Raw genomic sequence first — 19332 nt, 5'->3', positions numbered from 1 at the left:
AGTGGGCTGACAATGTGAACCTGAACTATTGGCGTCGCGAAGCTTCTGAAGTCGGAGATTTGACGAGCCGGTCGAGTGTGTCGGCTAGTCCAATTGTTCCCGAGCGTGCCTCCGAAACTCGATGGGAGCCATGCCCCTGCGTCGCCGGAAGGCCTTGGCGAGATAGTTGCCGTCGGCAAAGCCGGTCGCCTGCGCGATAGCCGCCACACTTAGGTCAGTGGCGACCAGCAGCCGCTCGATCCTCTCGATACGCCGTTCCACCACCCACTCCGAAGGCGGACTGCCCATGGCTGCGCTGAACTGGCGCACAAAGTGAGCGCGGCTCATCTCGGCCATCGCGGCGAGTTGCTCTACTTGCAGCGCTGCCGAAAGGTTCTGCTCTATGTAGTTGATGACACGGCGTAGCGGGGCTGCGAGCACGGGTGACGCCTCCTCTTGGCCGATGAAAGCTGCGTCGTGGAGAGCTGCCATCACCCCGTAAGCCGCAACTGAGGCTTCTCCCGGAACGATACTCTGTCGCTCAAGAAGTATCAGGCAGCCAGCGGCCATTCGGTCGACCACAGAGGAGGGAGGTCGAAGGACTGGACCACGTGCATCGATGATCTCCCGCGCTAATCGTAGCGCCTCGCGGCCATTGAGCACGATCCAGAAATAATCCCATCGCCCACCGCGCTCCAGCCAGTAGCGATGGGCATGCGGCATCGTCAGGACCATCGTGTCGCCGGGAGCCAATCGATGTTGGACCCCGGCATAGTCGAGCCGACCCTCACCGGTGAGCGTGTGCTGCACGACGACAAAAGGCGAACTGCCCCGATTTAATCCATCCCAGGAGTAAATCTCGTTCATACGCTGTTCATATCCGGCACTCGCGGCCATGCAGTGGAGCGGTACCGGCGCTTTGGGCAGGTCTAGAACGCGCACGTCGTGGCCGTGAACGAGGAGTTGGGAAAGCACAAAATTACCCGGGTTGGCACAAGCTTTCTCTACCACCAGAGAGCCGCTCAAGGCTAGCAATGTGTCCACATTATCGCCCATTGTGCGACAGCGGGAGGACTGCCATGTCATTCAAAGTTACTGTGATCGGTGCTGGGTCGATCGGCTTCACCAAGACCCTGATTTCCGACCTCCTCAAGGTGCCGGAATTCGCCGATGTCGAGTTCGCCCTCACCGACATCAACCCGCACAACCTCGATATGGTGCGGCAAGTCATTGAAACTATTGTGTCGGTAAACAAGCTGCCTGCCAAGGTTACCGCCACCACCGACCGTCGCGAAGCGATCAGCGGCGCCCGCTACATCATGAGCTGCGTCCGCGTCGGCGGGTTGGAGGCCTTCTCCTCCGACATCTCCATCCCGCTCAAATATGGCGTCGACCAATGCGTTGGCGACACCATCTGCGCCGGCGGTATTCTCTACGGCCAGCGCAACATTCCGGTGATCCTGGACTTCTGCAAGGACATCCGGGAAGTTGCTGAAACCAATGCACTTTTCCTGAACTACGCTAACCCCATGGCCATGAATACCTGGGCTGCCGATCTCTACGGCGGCGTCAATGTGGTGGGGCTCTGTCATGGCGTCCAGCACGGCGCTCACCAGATCGCCGAGGTCCTGGGCATCACGGATGACGAACTCGACTACGTCTGCTCGGGTATCAACCATCAGACTTGGTATATCGACGTCCGCGCCAAGGGCCGGAAGGTCGAGGCTGACGAGCTGATCGCCGGTTTCGAGCGCCACCCCGTCTACAGCAAGACCGAAAAAGTGCGAATCGATGTGCTCAAGCGCTTCGGCGTCTACTCCACCGAAAGCAACGGCCACCTCTCGGAATATCTGCCCTGGTATCGCAAGCGCCCCGACGAAATCGGTCGCTGGATTGACATGAGCGATTGGATACACGGCGAGACCGGCGGTTATCTCCGCTATTCTACCGAGCGGCGGAACTGGTTCGAAACGGACTTTCCCCTGTTCAAGGAACAAGCCGCCAAGCCGCTGGACCAGCACAAGCGGACCCGCGAGCACGCCAGCTACATCATCGAGGCGATGGAAACTGGCCGTACCTACCGCGGCCATTTCAATCGCCGGAACAACGGCATCATCACCAATCTGCCGGATGATGCTATAATTGAAAGCCCTGGTTACGTTGATCGCTTCGGCATCAACATGATCGAGGGGATCACTCTGCCCACCGCTTGTGCGACCACCTGCACGGTGTCCGTGGGCGTCCAGCGTCTCTCGGTGGAAGCGGCAATGACGGGTGACATCAATACCCTTAAACTGGCCGTTCTGCACGATCCGCTTGTCGGGGCGATCTGCACGCCTGACGAGGTCTGGGCCATGGTCGACGAGATGGTGGTGGCCCAAGCGCAGTGGCTCCCGCAATATGCTGAAGCAGTGCCAGCGGCCAAGGAACGCCTCGCCAGATCCCAGGTGAAAACGCGCGACTGGGAAGGGGCCGCTCGCAAGAAGGTCCGCTCCGTCGAGGAACTACGCGAGATCAGCGGCGCCCACCACTGAACGGTGTCTAGGCAAGGGCGAGGACCTGCGCTTGTTGAGTGCAAGTCCTCGTTCTAGTTTGCCATCGAACGGGGGTGAGGATGGCTACACCAGCACATTTTGTGATCGTGGGCGGCGGCACAGCGGGATGGATCGCCGCCTTCATCATTCAGGATGAGGCACGCCGGCAAAATCTGGATATCCGGCTTTCGGTCGTGGAGTCCTCCAAGATTCCCACCGTTGGCGTAGGAGAAGCAACGACCGCCGCTTTTCGCGTGCTGCTGAAGCACTTCGGCATCGATGAGTTCGAGTTCCTGCGCAAAACGGACGCCAGCTTCAAGCTTGGCATCCGCCACCAGGATTGGCGCCGTCCCGGCTATACCTACTACGGCCCCATCGATGATCCGCATCAAGTGGTGCGGGCCCCTGCGGGTACCCCGTCCGACTATCTCAATGTCTACGCTGTCGCGGCCGGCCGTCCGGTGCAGGAGATGCACCTGTTTCAGCCACTGCTCGAGGCCAAGAAGGCCCCCTATGCGCGCAAGGTGGATGGCTCGTTGATCCCCTTGGGTCCGTTCCACCATGCATACCACTTCGATCAGGCGCTAGTGGGAAGGTTCTTCGCCAGCAAGTCCAAAGGGGTGGAGAAAGTCGATGCCACAGTTTCTGGCATCGAACGTGATCCTGAAACGGGCAATATCACTGCCCTCGTGCTGGATGAAAACCGCAGGCTTGCCGGCGACTTCTTCATCGATGCCACAGGCTTTCGCAAGCAGCTGATCGTCAAGGAACTCAATGCGGCGTGGAAGTCGTATGCGCATGAACTGCCGGTGAACCGGGCTCTGCCATTCTGGCTTGACGCCAAACCAGGCGAGAAACTAGCGAACTATACGTTGGCTTGGGCGCAGAGCGCCGGATGGATGTGGCAGATTCCGACCCGCACCCGCTATGGCTGTGGCTATGTCTATTCCGATGAGTTCACGACGCCAGATGAGGCGAAGGCTGAAGTGGAACGGGTGCTTGGCCAGCCCATCGAGGTGCGGAGCGACATTCGGTTTCAGATCGGTAGACTGGAGAATGCCTGGGTAGGCAATTGCCTCGCGGTCGGCCTCAGTTCGAGCTTTCTCGAGCCGCTGGAGTCCACATCCATCCACGGCACGATCGTGCAGATGATGTTGTTCGGTCAACAGTTCCTCAAATCTCCCCAAGACATGACGGCACGCGACCGTGGCGACTACAATGCCCGTGTCGGACAGCAGGTCGACGACTTCCGGACCTTCGTCAACACGCACTATGTGACCGAAAGGGACGACACTCCCTTTTGGCGGGAGGTGCGTGCCAATCGCATCCACCCCGAAGCGCGCCAGCGGCTTGCCCGCTGGCAGATCGAGATGCCGCGCCGCGAGCACTTCCCTAACTACCTGGGCGGTCTGCCGCACATCGAGACGCAGCTCTACTATCCCGTGCTCGACGGGTTGGGCCTCCTGGATCAAGCGCTAGCGCGGCGGGAAATGGAGCGTGACCCGAAACTGCGCCGCTTTGCGCAAGAAACGTTCAATGCACTGGTCAAGGAGTATCGCGCAGCAAGCGCGCTGGCGCTCGACCACGCCGAGTTCCTACAATTGCTCCAGGACGCTTAGACTGGCAAACGGCCCCAGTGCTGATGCGCTGGGGCCGCGAGGAGGCAGCAGGGGAAAGTGTCAACTAGGCGACGCGCTGCTTGGGGGTGCCACGGGCCCATTCGGGCAGCATGCTGCCATGGGCCTCGGTGAGGTCGTCGACTAGGTTCCAGATCTGCTCCAGATCGAGTTCGGCTGCGGTGTGCGGGTCCATCATCGCCGCGTGATAGATGTGTTCGCGGTTTTCTTCCATGAGAGCCCGCACGGTCAGCTCCTGAACGTTGATGTTGGTGCGGATCAAAGCGGTCAACTGGGGCGGCAGTTCGCCGATATAGGTCGGTTGCAGGCCGTTGTCGTCGACTAGGCAGGGCACCTCGACTGCTGCGTTGTGGGGCAGGCTGGTGATGACGCCGTTGTTGCGCAGGTTGCCGTAGATCACCGAAGGCTCGCCCGTCCAGACCGAGTTGACGATGGAGCTGGCATACTCCTTGGACTGCTTGACCTCGATGCGCTCGGCCTTGCGATAGTCTTCTGACGTCTGCTTCCAGCGAGCGATCTGCTCGACACAGCGCTTGGGATACTCATCGAGCGGGATGCCGAATTTCTCGATTATATCCTCGCGCCCTTCCTTGATGAAGTAGGGGGTATACTCGGCGAAATGCTCCGAGCTTTCGGTGACGAAGTAGCCGAGCCGGGTCAGCATCTCGTAGCGCACCTTGTTGGGGCAGCGTGGGTTCCAGGTCGGCTTGGGCGCGCGGCCCTCGCGATAGGCGCGCACGAGATCGGGATAGAGGTCGCGATAGGAGCCGTCGGGCTGGCGGTGCTCGAACTTGAGGTAGAACGCCATGTGGTTGATGCCCGCCGAGCGGTAGCGGATTTCCTCGTATGGAATGCCCAGGTCGTTGGCCAATTCATGCGCCGTGCCCTGGACCGAGTGGCAGAGCCCGACCTGCTTGATCGTGGGGTACTTCTCCGAGATGGCCCAGGTGTTGATCGCCATCGGGTTGACGTATTGCAGCATGACGGCGTCGGGCGCCACCTGCAGCATGTCCTCGCAGATGCTCCAAAGGTGTGGCACGGTGCGCAGGCCGCGCATGATGCCGCCGACGCCTAGCGTATCGGCGATGGTCTGGCGCAAATTGTATTGCTTGGGCACGTCAAAGTCGATGACGGTGGACGGTTCGTAGCCGCCGATCTGGAAGCAGACGACGACAAAATTGGTGCCGTCAAGCGCTTGGCGCTGGTTGGAATAGGTCTCCACCTGCGCCGGCACGCCCAGGGTGGCGATCAGCTTTCTGGCGATGACTTCGCTCTCTTCAAGCCGGGTAGGGTTGATGTCCATCAAGCGCACCGTGGCCCCCGCCAGGGCTGGGCGCTGCAGGATGTCGCCGACAATGTTCTTCATGAACACCGCCGAACCGGCGCCGATGAAAGTTATCTTGGGATTTGCCATTGAGTTGCTCCTAGGCGGCTATTTCGAACGCGGCGCGGACAAGGCGGCGCGTATAATCGGTTTGCGGATTGGTGAGGACGTCGGCCACGGGCCCCTGTTCGACGATCTTGCCGTGCTGCATCACCATGACCCGGTGGCAGAGGGCGCGGACGACTTTGAGGTCGTGGCTGATGAACAAGTAGGAGAGGCCTTTCTCGTCCTGCAGCTTGCGCAGCAGGTCTATGATCTGTGCCTGCACGCTAAGGTCGAGAGCCGAAGTCGGCTCATCGAGCAGGATAAACTCGGGTTCAAGCGCGATAGCCCGCGCGATGGCGATGCGCTGGCGCTGGCCGCCGGAGAATTCGTGCGGGAAACGGTTGAGGATGGTGTCGGGCATCCCGGCGTCGATGAGCGCTTGGCGCACGCGGTCACCGCGCTCGGTGCGGCTGGTGCCGATATCGTTGACGATCAAACCTTCCTCGATGATCTGGCGGATCGACATGCGTGGGTTGAGGCTGGCAAAGGGATCCTGGAAGACGATCTGCATACGGGAACGGAGCGGCCGCATGGCGGCACGGTCTTTATCGTGGATCGGCTCCCCATCGAAGAAGATCTGGCCGCCTTGATTGGAAATTAGGCGGATCAGCGCCTGGCCGAAAGTGGTCTTGCCCGAGCCTGATTCCCCCACGATGCCCAGCGTCTCGTGGCGCATCAGATGGATGTCGAGATTGTCCACGGCCTTGAGTTCGAAGAAGTCGGGTTTGAAGAAGCCGCCCCGCTTGAGGGTGAAGCTGACTTTGACCTCCTTGCCCTCGAGCACGGTCTCGTGCACGCCCTCCTCGAGCGGCAAGGCTGTGCCCTTTGGTTCGGAGGCCAGCAGATGTCGGGTATAGGCATGCTGGGGATTGGCAAACAAAGCCTCGGTGGCATTGTGTTCCTGTACCCGCCCGTTCTGCATGACATAAACATATTCAGAGAACTGGCGGACCACGGTCAGGTCATGGGTGATCAGAATCACTGCCATGCCGTACTTGTCCTTGAGGTCCTTGATCAGGTTGAGGATCTGCGCCTGCACCGTCACGTCCAGCGCCGTGGTCGGCTCGTCGGCAATCAGCACGTCGGGGCGGTTGGCCAGGGCCATGGCGATCATCACGCGCTGGCGCTGCCCGCCCGAGAGCTGGTGAGGATAGTTGTTGAGCCGCGCACGGGGTTCGGGGATCTGCACTTCCTCCAGCAGGGCCTCGGCCTTCTTCATGGCGGCGTCGCGGCTCATGCGGTTGTGCAAGTGCAGCACTTCGCATAGCTGCTGGCCGATCGTATAGACCGGGTTCAGCGAACTCATCGGCTCCTGGAAGATCATGGCGATGTCATTGCCGCGCAGCTTGCGCATGTCGCGGTCGCTAATGGTCACGATGTTCTTGCCCGACAGGGTAATCCGCGTCTCGGGCAGGATCGTCGCCCGCTTGGTCAGCAGTTTCATCAGCGTGCGGGCGGTGACTGACTTGCCGGAGCCGGATTCACCAACCAGGGCGATGGTCTCGCCCTTGTGCAACTGGAAGGACACATCGCGTACCGCGTTGACGGTGCCGCCTTCGACCTTGAAGTTCACTCCAATATTGCGAGCATCGAGGATCAGTTCGCGGCCATGGCTCCCCAAGTCGTGGCGGGTGTCTGACACAGGCGTGAAATCGGGTTGGGCCATCTGCCGTTTCCTCAATAGGGGTCGATCGCATCACGCAGCCCGTCGCCCAACGCATTGAACGCGAAGACGGTGACCAGCACGAAGATGACGGGGCTGAGGATCCAGGGATAGGAGCCGATAACCGAGAAGGTGCCGGTATCCTGGAGCATCAGGCCCCAGGAAATCAGCGGCGGCTTCACCGCAAAGCCGAGGAAGCCAAGAAAGCTCTCGAGCAGCACCACGCTTGGAATGGCCAGTGTCACTGCCACGATTATGTGGCTCAGCACGTTGGGCAGGATGTGCCGGGTGATGATGCGGCTGTCGGTGGCCCCAACCGCGATGGCGGCGCGAACATATTCGATGCGGGCGAGCGATAGCGTCTTGGAGCGCACTTCCCGGCTCAGTTGCGCCCAGCCTAGCACCGCCATCACGAAAATGACGAAGGACAGGAACACGTTGGATGGCGCAGTGACCGGAATGAGCGAGGTCAAAGCCAGGTAGAGCGGCAACTGCGGAAAGGCGAGCACGAAGTCCACGAACCGCTGCACCCAACTGTCGAGCCGGCCGCCGATATAGCCTGAGGTAATGCCCACGAGCGTGCCGACGATGGTGGTCAGCGTGACCACCGCGAGGGCAATCATCAGGGAAATTCTCGAGCCGATGATACCGCGCGACAGGATATCGCGGCCGAATTTGTCGGTGCCAAGCAACTGGAGCGGCCGCCCGTCGACGGCGCCGAAGAAGTGGATGTTGGACGGAATGACCCAGAGGAAATGATAGGCATAGCCCTCGACGAAGAAGCCGACCGGCGTGGGGTTGTCCTTGATAAGCCCGGTGAGGGGTTGGAACGTTACTGGGTCGAACTCGCCGGTGTCGCCGATGGGATAGACGTACGGGATCAGGCTGAAATTGCCGTCCGGGTCCTCGAAGGCGATGACGTCCGGCGGCGCGAAGGGCAGGTTAGCCTCCTTTGGATCCATCGGCGCGAAGAAGTCGGCAAAGATCGACACGGTCAGCATGAGCGCGACCAGAATCAGCCCAATCATGCCCATGGGAGAGCGCTTGAAACGCCGCCAAACCAGAGTAGCATAGCCCTCGTTGCCGCCGCCGAAGCGGCTGGTGACACCGTCGGAGCCGTCGGCCTGCTCGGCAGGCGGGGGCATGGGGCCGCCGGCGACGTCGGACGGTAGCGGGATGGAGGGGCGGCGGGTGTCGGTATCGGTCATTCGCTGCCGCCTCCGAGACGAACCCGCGGATCGAGCGCGACGAGCAGCACATCGGAGATGATGTTGCCGATGATCAGGGTGGCGGCCAGTACCAGCATGAAGGTGGCGGTTACATAGACGTCGCCGACGCCCATCGAGCCGACAATGGCGGGGCCCACCGTGGCGAGGCCGAAGACGATGGCCACTTCGATTTCGCCGGTCAGCATATAGGGCAGCACCACGCCCTGATAGGCGACCAGCGGATGGAGCGCGTTGGGCACCGCGTGTTTCATGATCACGGCGCCTTCGGGCAGCCCCTTGGCGCGCGCCGTCTCAACATACTGGCTGTTGAGCACATCGAGCAAATTGGCTCGCATGACCCGCATATTATAGGCGAGCCCACCGAAGGTCGCGATGAAGATGACCGGCCAGATATGGGTCATCAGGTTGACGAACTTGTCCCAGCTCCAAGGGGCGCCGCCATAGCGGGCGGAGAAGAACATCCCGACCTCGCTGACGTTCATGCGGAACACCAGCACATAGAGGATGATGATGGCCAGCAGAAAGCGCGGGATGGTCATGCCGAGGAAGGAGATGATGCCCAGGCCAGTATCGACCCAGGAATATTGCCGGGTAGCGGCGATGATGCCGAGACCGATGCCGAGCAGAGAGGCCAGCAGGTGGCAGACCAGCGCCAGAGCAATGGTAGCAGGCAGGCGCTCGGCGACGACCTGGCCGACTTCCTTGTTGTAGTAGAAGGAGTGGCCAAAGTCGAAGCGGGTGACGATGCCAGTGATCCACCGGAAATATTGCACGATCATCGGATCATTGAGGCCATTGGCCTCGCGGTAGAGGTTGGCCTGGATCTCAGCCTGCTCGAAGGTGGCGCCGCCCTGGTTCACCGCCATGGCGCGAATATAGTCGCCATAGTCGCCCGGAGGGGCCTGGATGATGGCGAAGGTCACGATGCTGAGCAGAAGCAGCAGCGGGATGGCGCCCAAGATACGCACAGTCACAAATCGGAGCATGGCCGCAAGCCTTTCGATGGGGCAGGGGGATTTCTCCCCCTGCCGAGATTGGAGGCTAGGTGACTACACGGGGCCAGCGCCGCCCGGTTCGCCGGGGAGCGTCTCGGGATGCAGTTCATAGTCCTGCTGCTGGTCGGCTGGAACGAAGACTCGTTCGCGAATGATGTTGTCCTCAGCCCAGTTGAACATGAAGATCGGCGCGCCTGCCGGGATGTTGGCGAAGCGCTTGTTGACGATCAGCGCGCCCGGATATTGCGTCAGGCCGACGGAATAAACGTTCTCGGTAAAGATGCGCTGATACTGCTTCATCAGGTCGGCACGTTCTTCATTGTCGCTGGTGGCAATGAAGTCGTTCACGGTGTCGACCAGTTCCTGCTCGAAAGGCAGTAGGTCAAGCGTGCCATCCGGTCCCGCCTTGTGGAATGGATGGGTGCGCGGGCCGGTCGGCGCGAGCGCTGTCGTACCCTGGACCACCGAGACCATTTCAGCACCCTGGCGTTCCACGGTCCAGTCGAACTGGCCGGACTGGGCCATATCGTCACGGGCAGTGCCAGACTGGAAGTTGGCGATCACTCGGATGCCCAGCGGCTCCAACTGCGCGATCACGCCTTCTGCCAAATTGGTATCGGTGCCGTAGTCGGTATTCGCCAGCAAGGTGATTTCTACGTCCGCGCCGCCCGCCTGATCAGCCGGGAAATTGCGGATGCCGTTGCCGTCGGTATCGGTCAGGCCGAGGCCGTCGAGCAGGCTGTTGGCGGCTTCGATGTCATGGGGATAGTAGACGGTAGAGGCCTTGTCGTAGTATGTCGTGCCGGCATAGAGCCCGCCCGGATAGATGGCGGTGAAAGGACCACGAACCAGGGATTCACCCAAGCGCTGGCGATCGAGAGCGATCGACACTGCCTTGCGGAAGTCCAACTCACGGTTGAGTTCGCGCACGGCCTGGGCGCGGTCGTCGGGTTCACCCCAACCATTGGCCGACATGTTCATGCGCAGAGCGTAACCGATGGTGCGGGCGCCAAACTGCAGCCGTGCCGGGGCTGTATCCTCAGCCGAGCGGCGCAGGGACTCCACGTAGCTCTCGGCCTGTTCGAGGTTGGAGAAGTCGCCCGAGCCCGCCACAGCCTGCACGTCGCGGTCCGCCCAGGTGGACAGGCGGTAGTGCATCTCGTTCAGATAGGGCAACTGGTTGCCGGCCTCGTCCACCTTCCAGTAATAGGGGTTGCGGCGCATGACGATAATGTCGTCGGGGCGATATTCTACCGGCACCCATGCGCCCATGACCGGCATGTTCAGGTATTCGGGCGGGAAGGCGTTCTTGTACTCGTCGTAGGAATTGTCCGGATTGTATTTAGGATGTTCGGCCTTGAGGATGTGGCTTGGGCCCGGGCAGAAGGAGTCGTAGGCCATCGCGTATAGATACTGCGTTGGAAACGCTTCCTTGAAGGTCCACTTGATGGTGTAGGGGTCGAGGGCCTCCAGCGTCGTACCCGCGCCAAAGCGTTCCGGCGTGCCAGTGCCGGATGGCACGGCGGCGACGTTGGGGTCCTGGACGTTGTCCTCCCAGTAGAACATCACGTCTTCAGCGTCGAAGGGGTCGCCATCAGACCATTTGGCGCCTTCGACCAGGTGCATGGTCAGCTCGTGGCCATCCTCTGACCACTCCCAACTCTTCGCGAGGTTCGGCAGCGGCTCGAGTTCGTCGGCGTTCACCATGAACAGGGGGCCGGTACGGGTCAGGCATTCTGACAGGCCGATGTCGATGCCGCCCCACCCCTGGGACTGGCCCGCGATATAGTTCCAACCTTCCGGTCGGCCGCCGATCACGTGCCGCATGGTGTCGCCATAAACGCCGATACCGTCGGGCATATTGGCAGTCTTGAAAACCAGCGGTTCCTCTGGGAGGCGCTCTTCAACGGGCGGCAATAGTCCGGCGTCCACGTACTTCTCGGTTACCCAGCTTGGCTCGTGGTACTCTTCCAGAGCGCGGTATTCCAGAATGTCCGAGACGCTGACGAAATTGGGCTCGCTTTGTGCCGCAAATTCGGGGGGATCGGGCAACTCGCCCGCATAATCCTGCGCCGGCACCGCCAGCATGGAGACGCCCAGCATCAGGCCTGCCCCACCGAGGGCAATAGAATGTCTTCTCATCTTTCCTCCCTGCGCAACGGATCGGCGATGATCGCCGTCACCGGATACCTCCTCCCGGCTTACACCCGTGCTTGGGGTAAAATGGTACGCCTTGCTTTGCCTGAAGCAATCCGGAATGGTAGAGACTTATTCCGGGTTTCTAAGAAGAGATCGATTTAGCATGGCAGTTGCGGCAGTGCGAAAGGACGGACCTCCTGTTCGCGAAAAAGCGCCTCGCCCCACACCGCGGCCAGACAGGAGCTTCTATGCCTCGGGTAAGGCCTTTGGTCGCTTCGGGATTCGCTCCTTTGCGCCGCAGGTCATGCCGCACCCCCATACTCATGGACATATTGAGTTCAATTGGCTGACGGAAGGCAGCATGGAATATGCCTTCGACGCTGGACAGGTGACAATCGAGGCAGGGCGCCTGGTGGCATTCTGGGCAGGCATCCCGCACCAAACGATGCGCTTGGGGCCGAATACCGAGGCCGGCCGACAGCTCAACATCTACCTGCCCATGGATTCGTTTCTCGCAATGCCGCAGCTGGGCCGGTTGACGGAAACGCTGATGGGTGGCGGCGTGATCGCTTTGACGACGGAATGCGTCGGGCTGGAGGCGCTGGAACGCTGGCACGCTGACTATCGCAGCGGAAACTCGCTGCGCACCGATCTGGTGCGCGCGGAGATCGGAACGATGTTTCGCCGCGCCGCCATGACAGGCTGGGATACGTTACTGCCCGCCTGGATCGACCAGGTGGGGACCCGGACCCGTACAGGCTCCCCGGTACGCTATGTGGTGCAGATGGTTCGCCATATCGTCGAGAACATCACCGATCCTTTGAACGCGAACGACATCGCCGAAGTGGTCGGGCTGCACCCCAACTACGCGACAAACCTCTTCACCAAGGTCATGCACATATCCGTCCAGAAGTTCGTTATCCGCATGCGTCTGATTCGCGCGCGCTCCCTGCTGTTCGACGGGACCCTTTCAGTAGCGAACGTGGCGCTGGAGGCGGGGTTTACCTCCCAGACTCAATTTTATGAGCATTTCCGACGCGCCTACGGCATGACTCCCACGCAAATGCGGCGCGATACCATCGGCTAGTTTTAGTGTGCCCCGGACATCTGATTCCGGCTCAAAAAACGAGCTGTTGCTGCAGGCATCTGTGATTTGCGGAAGGCTTCACCGAAGGAAAGCAGCGCCAACACGGACGGAGCCGACATTCTCGTCCTCACCAGTGTTTGCCGCAACCTTCGCCTTTGCCATCAGTATGGTCATGCTGACCCGCTACTACCGTCAGTCGTTGACACCAGCACCAAGCGTGCCATAAGCAGCGGTAAAGCGGATAAAATGAGTCAACTATTATGAGCAGAGTGGCGCCTAGGCTTGTGCTGGTTGTGGCAGTAGCCATGTTCCTCCAGGGCGGTCTGGCGCTGGGTCAGGGTGTTGCCGGGGGCGTGATTGCTCCCGATCAGTCGTCTTCAGGAACCGGATCGGCGGGCTCGGCTGAAGCAGTTCCTGCCGGTACTGGTGGGCCTCAATTGAACGAGGAGGCTGTGCCTGCGACACCGGCAAACGCCACCACCAGTTCTTCAATGGAGCTAGCGCCGGCCACACAGCCGCATGACTATTCGCCTTGGGGCATGTTCATGGCCGCCGACTATGTGGTGAAAGCCGTCATGGTCGGTTTGGCGCTTGCCTCGGTGGTAACCTGGACGATCTGGCTGGCCAAGACGCTGGAACTCATGGGAGCCAAAGCCCGGCTGAACCGCACTTTGCGCGTGCTGCAGAATTCTACCTCACTTGCCGAGGCAGCGCAGGCGCTGGCGCGTCGGCGTGGCGCTGCAGTGGGCCTGCTCCATGCAGCCCAGCAAGAGGTGGAGCGCGCCGAAACGGTCATTGATTATGCCGACAACGGCGGCATCAAGGAGCGGGTGGGCTCCCGGCTCGGTCGCATCGAATTGGCTGTCGGCCGGCGCCTGTCGGCGGGAACTGGCATCCTCGCCAGCATCGGGTCAGTCTCTCCATTCGTAGGCCTCTTCGGAACCGTTTGGGGCATTATGAACTCGTTTATCAGCATCTCCGCCGCGCAGACCAGCAGCCTCGCCGTCGTTGCGCCAGGCATTGCCGAGGCTTTGCTAGCCACCGCCATTGGCCTCGTGGCGGCCATTCCGGCGGTTATCTTCTACAACGCCTTTGCGCGCTCCATCACGGGCTACCGACTGCTTCTGGGAGACGCCGCGGCCGCTATCGAACGGCTGGTCAGCAGCGATCTCGACCATCGCTATGTTGCCCGCAATCACCCGGGCGTCCTCCAAGCAGTAGCGGCGGAGTAGGGGATGGCTGGAGGCATTCGCCAGAACGCAGGGGAAGATCTCGCGGAGAACCACGAGATCAACGTAACGCCCTTCATCGACGTAATGCTGGTGCTCCTGATCATCTTCATGGTGGCGGCGCCACTCTCGACCGTCGACATCAATGTCGATCTCCCGGCATCCAGTGCGGCACAGGCGCCGCGCCCCGACGAGCCGGTCTATGTGACGCTCAGAGCAAATCTTGATCTTTCGCTCGGTGATGAGACAGTCGCCCGCGACGGATTGGGTGGCGCCCTGGATAACTTGACGGCGAACGATCGGGAGACGCGCATTTTTCTGCGCGCCGACCAGAGTGTCGACTACGGCGAGCTGATGGGCGTCATGAACCTGCTGCGCGCTGCCGGATACCTCAAGATCGCGCTGGTGGGGCTCGAAACGCCACTGGAGCCCGTCGGCACCTCGGGCCCGTGACGCCCTTGGCCAGTTCTGCACACATCGATGGCACCGGGGGAAGGTCGTGGCGGGATCTGCTGCTGTGGACCGGCGCCTTCGTCGTCGTGCTCTCGACCCAAGCGGCCGGTGCCTATTGGCTGATGAAGCGCCCGGCGGAGGAGCTTGCGCCGCAAGGCGCACCCACGGACGCGATCATGCTCGAACTGGCCCCCATGGCGACGACCACCGACCAAGCGATTGCCGATGTCCCGCCCGACCAACAAGCCATGATCGAGCAGGAGGAGATTGCCCCATCCGAAGAGCCGGTGGAGCAAGCGGTGGAAACGCCCGCGGAGCCAGAGCCGCTCGAGGAACCAGAGCCGGTGGAGCAGCCCACGGAGGAGCCGGTGGAGCCCGAACTCGTCGAGCCGGAACCGGTTGTCGAGGAGCCGCCGGAAGAAGATCCACCCGCGCCTGAGGAGCCGCAAGAGGAACCCGTCGATGCGCCCATGGAGGAGGTCGTCCCCGAGGTGGGCGAGGCGCCCGAACCGGCAGTCGTGGCGCCCCTTCCGGTGCAGCAATCGGCGCGTCTGCTCGAGCAGCGCCAGCGCCCCCGCGCCGCGCCGCGCCCTCCCGAACAGAAGGCAGCGCCACGTACCGCCGCACCGCCAGCCGTGGAGGCTCCCAAGGCGGAAGTCGCCAGGAGCGCGAACAGCGGCGTGGCCTCCGCGCCAAGCGTTTCACCGGCGCGGTGGCAATCGCAGTTGATGTCCTACCTCAATCGGCACAAGCGGTATCCCCGCTCCTCCCAGTCCCGCCGGGAGGAGGGCTTGGCGCAGGTCGAGTTTTCCATCGATCCGCGCGGTAACGTACTGTCTGCACGGGTTGTCCGCTCCTCGGGATTTCCCGAGCTCGATCAGGCGGCGCTCGACATGATTAGCCGCGCGTCTCCCGTTCCCGCGCCACCACCCGAGATTGCCCAGGCGCGCATGACGCTGAACCTGCCGGTCCAGTTTGATCTCTGAAGCCTGGAGCGGCTGGGCTCGGTCGGAGGCGGGGCAGGGCACGCCAGCTTGATTTCGATGTTCGCAACCCTCTTTGCGGCAGGGCCGTTGGCGATGAAAGCTAACGAGCCAGACTATGACCATCTTCTCTTCAGCCGGAGCGAAGCGCCGAAGAATTGCTCCGTTTCTGGCGTTCAGCGCCACGGTTCATCGGCACGAAGCTGTCCGTGCCGCAATCCGGGCAGCCCTCGCCACCGGCTTGACCTATCTCGTTTGCACGCTGCTGGCGGTGCCTGACAAAACCTGGGCCGTGATCTCGGCACTCTATGTGCTGCAGACCAGTGTCGGTGGCACAGTCAATGTGGCTCTGGGACGGGTTATGGGTGCTGCGCTCGGCATCGTCCTTGGTCTCGCCGGGGTGGTCCTGATCGGCTCCTCCGAATGGTTGAACCTTGTTGCCCTGCTGCTGGCCATCGGGATCATGGGTGCGGTGGGCGAAGTTCGGCCCCAGATGCGTTTCGGCGCTGTGGTCGCCGCCATCCTCATCCTTTCGCCAAGCGGCGGCGGCGATCTCTTGGGAGAGGCTCTCGAGAAGGCCTACGCCATCGCCGTGGGGTGTGGCATTGGTGCGCTCGCGGGCGCATTCGTGTTCCCGGTGACCGCGCATCAGAGCGCCCGGAACCACGTATCCGAAGCGGTCCAGCGGTGCGGCGACTTGATCGCTCTTGCCTTTGATCCAAATCCCCATTGCGGCAACGAGAAGTGGTCCCAGCACCACGATGCGGTGGCGCGGGAACTGACGACCGCGCGCGAGCGCCTTGGACAGTCGAGATGGATCAAGCGATCCGGAAACGACCAGCATGGGCAGATGCTGCATGCGGTTGACCGGCTGTGGCACCACCTGTCCATGTTCGACCGCATGGTCAGTGGTGGCGACCGGCACCCAGGTGAAGAACAGCAGGAGCTACTGACACGCTCTCGCAAGGCAAGCTGCGCCTATATGGGCGAACTCGCCGGTGCCATTGCAGGCGATGCGCCCGACCAATCCGCACTGGACCAGATCCGGCAGGATCTTGAGGATGTTTCCCGGCACTGGGACGCCTTTCTGGAGCGCAGGCCAGCGGACCAGTTCACCCCCGAGGACAAGCAGCGCGAGATTGTTGCATTTGGCTGGCGCCAATTGCGGCGGGAGATGGATCACCTGGCGGACAGTGCCGGGGTAGGCGAAAAGGCGGAAGACGATTGCCCGAATTGAGCAGGGGGCAACAACCGTTAGCCGGTCGGGCACCGATTGCGGCAGCGCTAATTTATTGGTCTAAGTCAACAGCAATCGCCGCCCGCAATCCGGCAGCGGTTGCGATAACCGGAGACATTTTGTCATGAGCATCACAGACCTGCTGCAGTCGGCTGATGTGCATCTTGATGTCGATCTCGGCAGCAAGAAGGAAGTGCTGCAGTTTCTCTCCGAGCGCGTCAGCGAGCGGTGCGGGTCGCGTGTGGATGAATGCCGCCACGCGCTTGCCGCCCGTGAGAAGTTGGGATCCACCGCAATTGGCTCAGGCATTGCTTTTCCCCATGCGCAACTGGAGGGCCTGGATGAAGCCATGGCGGTCTTCTTGCGCCCAGCGACACCTGTCGATTTTGGGGCTGCGGACGGCACGCCAGTGGACCTGGTCTTGCTACTCTTGACCCCAGCGGGGGCCTCGAAGACGCATCTCGAGGGCATTGCCAGCTTCGCGCGGGCTTTGCGGAAAGCAGACACGATCAAGCAGCTCCGCAGTGCCCAGTCCGCCGAGGAGGTAATGGCGGCATTCGAAAACTAACCGCGACAAGTTAGGCGCACGAAGGAGGACTCCCTGGTCGATTGGATTTACCTCGTCATTCTGGTCAGCTCGGGGCTGTTGGTCGCTTCGATCTTCACCAGCCTTGCAGCGTTTCGTTTCGGCGCGCCACTGCTCCTCGTTTTCCTCTTCGTCGGCTTGGCGGCAGGTGAGGATGGGCTGGGCTTGCGCTTCAACGATGCAGGCGCTGCGTACTTCATCGGCAGCTTGGCGCTCGCCGTCATCCTCTTCGATTCGGGCTTTGGCACGTCTATCCGCTCGTTCCGGCAGGCGGCGGGACCCGCGATCACCCTAGCCACCTTAGGCGTGGTTCTGACCGCGGCCATAGTTGGCGTAGCCGCGCACTACGCCTTGGGACTGGGATGGCTCCAGTCCTTGCTGATTGGCGCCATCGTCGGATCGACCGACGCGGCAGCCGTCTTTTTCCTGCTGCGCATCGGTCAGATTACCATTCGTGAGCGCGTGCGCTCTACGCTTGAAGTGGAGTCCGGCTCCAACGACCCAATGGCGATCTTCCTTACCATGCTTCTGGTCGAGCTAATCGCAGCGGGTATCGACTACCCCGATGCTGGCGTTCTTCTCGGTTTCATCCAGCAGATGGGCCTGGGTGTGGTGATGGGCATCGGTGGCGGGCTGCTGATCGCCGTGGTGGTCAACCGCGTCGATCTCGAGGGTGCGCTTTATCCCGTGCTGGTCCTGGCAGCGGCCTTTTTCCTCTTCGCTCTCGCCGGAATTCTCGGCGGTAGCGGCTTCCTTGCCGTCTACGTCGCGGGCCTCGTAGCCGGCAATCGGCGGCTGCGGGGCGCCGATGGTCTGCGGCGGTTTCAGGGAGGCATGACCTGGCTAGCGCAAATCGTCATGTTTGTGATGCTGGGTCTTTATGCGACGCCGTCCGAATTCCTTGCTGCCGCGCCCGGAGCTTTGTTGCTGGCATTTGTATTGATCCTCGTGGCTCGCCCGTTTGCTGTGTGGTTGTGCCTGCTTCCCTTTGGCTTTCGCGGACGCGAGCAGGTCTTTGTTGGCTGGGTGGGTCTGCGTGGTGCCGTCTCGATCCTCCTAGCCATTCTGCCCGTGATTGCTGAACTGCCTAATGGACAGCTCTATTTCAATACCGTTTTCATTGTGGTTCTCGTTTCGCTGGTTCTCCAAGGCTGGACCTTGCGGCCAATGGCGCGCTGGCTCCGCCTGATCGTGCCGCCAATAGTTGGTCCCCTCAACCGCGTGGAACTGGAACTCCCAGGCACCGCTCACCATGAACTGGTGGTCTATAAAGTGGCGGAGGGGAGCCCGGTCGCTCGTGGCGCAAGGCTGCCGCGCTGGGCCAGGCCATCACTGGTCATTCGGGATGGGCATTCTATGAAATGGCAGCAGGTTCGACACCTACAACCCGCCGACAACGTCTATGTGTTCACTGCACCGCGCTTTGTGCGCCTGCTGGATCGACTTTTCGCCGGCCCCGCGGAAGTGGCACCCGACGACCGCGATTTCTTCGGCATATTTGATGTCGATCCAAGGCAATCGATCCACACGCTGGCGGCGCTCTACGGCGTGACCCTGCCGGCGGAGGTAGACGATGTGAGCATTGCCGACTTCGTCGGTTCACGTGTCGGCGGCCGCGCCGAAATAGGCGATCGGGTAGCATTGGGAACCGTCGAACTCGTGGTCCGGGAGGTTGACGATGCGGGGCAGGCAGTCGCCTGTGGACTGGCTATCGTGGATGAAGACCGGCCCCGCACATCCTGGACCAACCTTGGTGGCAAGCTGATGGACGTTTATCGCCGACGCCGCAATTAGACCCGACAGACCGTTTCTCTTCGCTGCCGAGATTAAGGGTAGCAATGATCCGTTTCGTCTCGCCAGCACTCCTGGCGCTTGTCAACGCTATGTGCCTTGTCACACCTACCGCAGCGCTCGCCCAAGGGGCATCCAATACCCAACTCTGCCGCTGGCAGTTGGAAATGCTAAAGTCCCGCGACAAGCTGACTGACGCCGAAGCGGCGGCTTTCCTGGCGCAATGTGACTGTTTGGAGCACCAGGAGAGCGGCCAACCGGCGGACGTCGACAAATCCTGTACGCGCGAGTGGACACCTTAGCTGCCCCCGACTGGCTGAGGAACCAGCCCCGAAAAACGAACGTTGCTCCTCCATAAGCA

The 19332-nt window shown here is 61.5% G+C and carries 16 protein-coding genes; 10 read left to right on the top strand and 6 right to left on the bottom strand.

Annotation, left to right across the window (positions count from 1 at the left end):
• Positions 1 to 84: 84 nt before the first annotated feature.
• Positions 85 to 846 carry a helix-turn-helix domain-containing protein gene (locus QOV41_RS11980; RefSeq protein WP_284576845.1) on the bottom strand — a complete coding sequence of 254 codons (762 nt, stop codon included), beginning with the start codon at positions 844 to 846 and terminating at the stop codon, positions 85 to 87.
• Positions 847 to 1058: 212 nt separating this feature from the next.
• Between QOV41_RS11980 and melA (QOV41_RS11975) the strand changes: the two genes are divergently transcribed.
• Together melA (QOV41_RS11975) and QOV41_RS11970 are read left to right on the top strand one after the other, a co-directional pair.
• Positions 1059 to 2513, top strand: coding sequence for an alpha-glucosidase/alpha-galactosidase (melA, locus tag QOV41_RS11975; RefSeq protein WP_284576843.1), 1455 nt, complete (start codon positions 1059 to 1061; stop codon positions 2511 to 2513).
• An 80-nt stretch (positions 2514 to 2593) separates the two neighbouring features.
• The gene (locus tag QOV41_RS11970; RefSeq protein ID WP_284576841.1) at positions 2594 to 4132 is read left to right on the top strand and encodes a tryptophan halogenase family protein; all 1539 of its coding nucleotides are present in this window, start codon (positions 2594 to 2596) and stop codon (positions 4130 to 4132) included.
• A gap of 64 nt (positions 4133 to 4196) precedes the next feature.
• Here QOV41_RS11970 and melA (QOV41_RS11965) read toward each other — a convergent pair whose 3' ends face one another.
• The 5 genes from melA (QOV41_RS11965) to QOV41_RS11945 all read right to left on the bottom strand — a co-directional run bounded on the left by melA (QOV41_RS11965) (position 4197) and on the right by QOV41_RS11945 (position 11608).
• A complete protein-coding gene (gene melA / locus QOV41_RS11965; RefSeq protein ID WP_284576839.1) occupies positions 4197 to 5564 on the bottom strand; it encodes an alpha-glucosidase/alpha-galactosidase in 1368 nt (455 codons plus the stop codon).
• 10 nt (positions 5565 to 5574) lie between these two features.
• Positions 5575 to 7245, bottom strand: a complete 1671-nt coding sequence (locus tag QOV41_RS11960) for an ABC transporter ATP-binding protein (RefSeq protein WP_284576838.1) — start codon at positions 7243 to 7245, stop codon at positions 5575 to 5577.
• 11 nt (positions 7246 to 7256) lie between these two features.
• Entirely contained in the window at positions 7257 to 8387 is a 1131-nt protein-coding gene (locus QOV41_RS11955) for an ABC transporter permease (protein ID WP_284581305.1), read from the bottom strand.
• 59 nt (positions 8388 to 8446) lie between these two features.
• The gene (locus QOV41_RS11950) at positions 8447 to 9457 is read right to left on the bottom strand and encodes an ABC transporter permease (RefSeq protein ID WP_284576836.1); all 1011 of its coding nucleotides are present in this window, start codon (positions 9455 to 9457) and stop codon (positions 8447 to 8449) included.
• 63 nt (positions 9458 to 9520) lie between these two features.
• The gene (locus tag QOV41_RS11945; protein WP_284576834.1) at positions 9521 to 11608 is read right to left on the bottom strand and encodes an ABC transporter substrate-binding protein; all 2088 of its coding nucleotides are present in this window, start codon (positions 11606 to 11608) and stop codon (positions 9521 to 9523) included.
• Positions 11609 to 11966: 358 nt separating this feature from the next.
• On the opposite strand from QOV41_RS11945, the gene QOV41_RS11940 reads away from it, so the two are divergent.
• The 8 genes from QOV41_RS11940 to QOV41_RS11905 all read left to right on the top strand — a co-directional run bounded on the left by QOV41_RS11940 (position 11967) and on the right by QOV41_RS11905 (position 19273).
• A complete protein-coding gene (locus tag QOV41_RS11940) occupies positions 11967 to 12692 on the top strand; it encodes a helix-turn-helix domain-containing protein (RefSeq protein ID WP_284576832.1) in 726 nt (241 codons plus the stop codon).
• Positions 12693 to 12949: 257 nt separating this feature from the next.
• The gene (gene exbB / locus QOV41_RS11935) at positions 12950 to 13924 is read left to right on the top strand and encodes a tonB-system energizer ExbB (RefSeq protein WP_284581304.1); all 975 of its coding nucleotides are present in this window, start codon (positions 12950 to 12952) and stop codon (positions 13922 to 13924) included.
• Between the two features lie 3 nt (positions 13925 to 13927).
• Positions 13928 to 14374 carry a TonB system transport protein ExbD gene (gene exbD, locus QOV41_RS11930; protein WP_284576831.1) on the top strand — a complete coding sequence of 149 codons (447 nt, stop codon included), beginning with the start codon at positions 13928 to 13930 and terminating at the stop codon, positions 14372 to 14374.
• A gap of 5 nt (positions 14375 to 14379) precedes the next feature.
• Positions 14380 to 15360 (top strand): energy transducer TonB, encoded by a 981-nt coding sequence (locus QOV41_RS11925; RefSeq protein ID WP_284576829.1) that lies wholly within the window; start codon positions 14380 to 14382, stop codon positions 15358 to 15360.
• Between the two features lie 115 nt (positions 15361 to 15475).
• On the top strand, positions 15476 to 16594 hold the full coding sequence (locus QOV41_RS11920; protein WP_284576827.1) for an FUSC family protein: 1119 nt from the start codon (positions 15476 to 15478) through the stop codon (positions 16592 to 16594).
• Between the two features lie 124 nt (positions 16595 to 16718).
• Positions 16719 to 17162, top strand: a complete 444-nt coding sequence (locus QOV41_RS11915; RefSeq protein ID WP_284576826.1) for a PTS sugar transporter subunit IIA — start codon at positions 16719 to 16721, stop codon at positions 17160 to 17162.
• A 33-nt stretch (positions 17163 to 17195) separates the two neighbouring features.
• Positions 17196 to 18974, top strand: a complete 1779-nt coding sequence (locus QOV41_RS11910) for a potassium/proton antiporter (RefSeq protein ID WP_284581303.1) — start codon at positions 17196 to 17198, stop codon at positions 18972 to 18974.
• A gap of 44 nt (positions 18975 to 19018) precedes the next feature.
• On the top strand, positions 19019 to 19273 hold the full coding sequence (locus tag QOV41_RS11905; protein ID WP_284576825.1) for a hypothetical protein: 255 nt from the start codon (positions 19019 to 19021) through the stop codon (positions 19271 to 19273).
• The last annotated feature ends 59 nt before the right edge of the window (positions 19274 to 19332 follow it).

The organism is Devosia sp. RR2S18, assembly GCF_030177755.1.
In the GTDB taxonomy this organism is placed as follows: domain Bacteria; phylum Pseudomonadota; class Alphaproteobacteria; order Rhizobiales; family Devosiaceae; genus Devosia; species Devosia rhizosphaerae.
This window is presented reverse-complemented; position numbering and strand designations above follow the sequence as displayed.

Coding starts and splice junctions, on each gene's coding strand:
- QOV41_RS11955 (WP_284581305.1), bottom strand. CDS start 8,387: ATGCCCCCGCCTGCCGAGCAGGCCGACGGCTCCGACGGTGTCACCAGC.
- QOV41_RS11960 (WP_284576838.1), bottom strand. CDS start 7,245: ATGGCCCAACCCGATTTCACGCCTGTGTCAGACACCCGCCACGACTTG.
- QOV41_RS11980 (WP_284576845.1), bottom strand. CDS start 846: ATGAACGAGATTTACTCCTGGGATGGATTAAATCGGGGCAGTTCGCCT.
- QOV41_RS11905 (WP_284576825.1), top strand. CDS start 19,019: ATGATCCGTTTCGTCTCGCCAGCACTCCTGGCGCTTGTCAACGCTATG.
- QOV41_RS11950 (WP_284576836.1), bottom strand. CDS start 9,457: ATGCTCCGATTTGTGACTGTGCGTATCTTGGGCGCCATCCCGCTGCTG.
- QOV41_RS11915 (WP_284576826.1), top strand. CDS start 16,719: ATGAGCATCACAGACCTGCTGCAGTCGGCTGATGTGCATCTTGATGTC.
- exbD (WP_284576831.1), top strand. CDS start 13,928: ATGGCTGGAGGCATTCGCCAGAACGCAGGGGAAGATCTCGCGGAGAAC.
- QOV41_RS11940 (WP_284576832.1), top strand. CDS start 11,967: ATGGAATATGCCTTCGACGCTGGACAGGTGACAATCGAGGCAGGGCGC.
- QOV41_RS11945 (WP_284576834.1), bottom strand. CDS start 11,608: ATGAGAAGACATTCTATTGCCCTCGGTGGGGCAGGCCTGATGCTGGGC.
- melA (WP_284576839.1), bottom strand. CDS start 5,564: ATGGCAAATCCCAAGATAACTTTCATCGGCGCCGGTTCGGCGGTGTTC.
- QOV41_RS11920 (WP_284576827.1), top strand. CDS start 15,476: ATGACCATCTTCTCTTCAGCCGGAGCGAAGCGCCGAAGAATTGCTCCG.
- QOV41_RS11970 (WP_284576841.1), top strand. CDS start 2,594: ATGGCTACACCAGCACATTTTGTGATCGTGGGCGGCGGCACAGCGGGA.
- melA (WP_284576843.1), top strand. CDS start 1,059: ATGTCATTCAAAGTTACTGTGATCGGTGCTGGGTCGATCGGCTTCACC.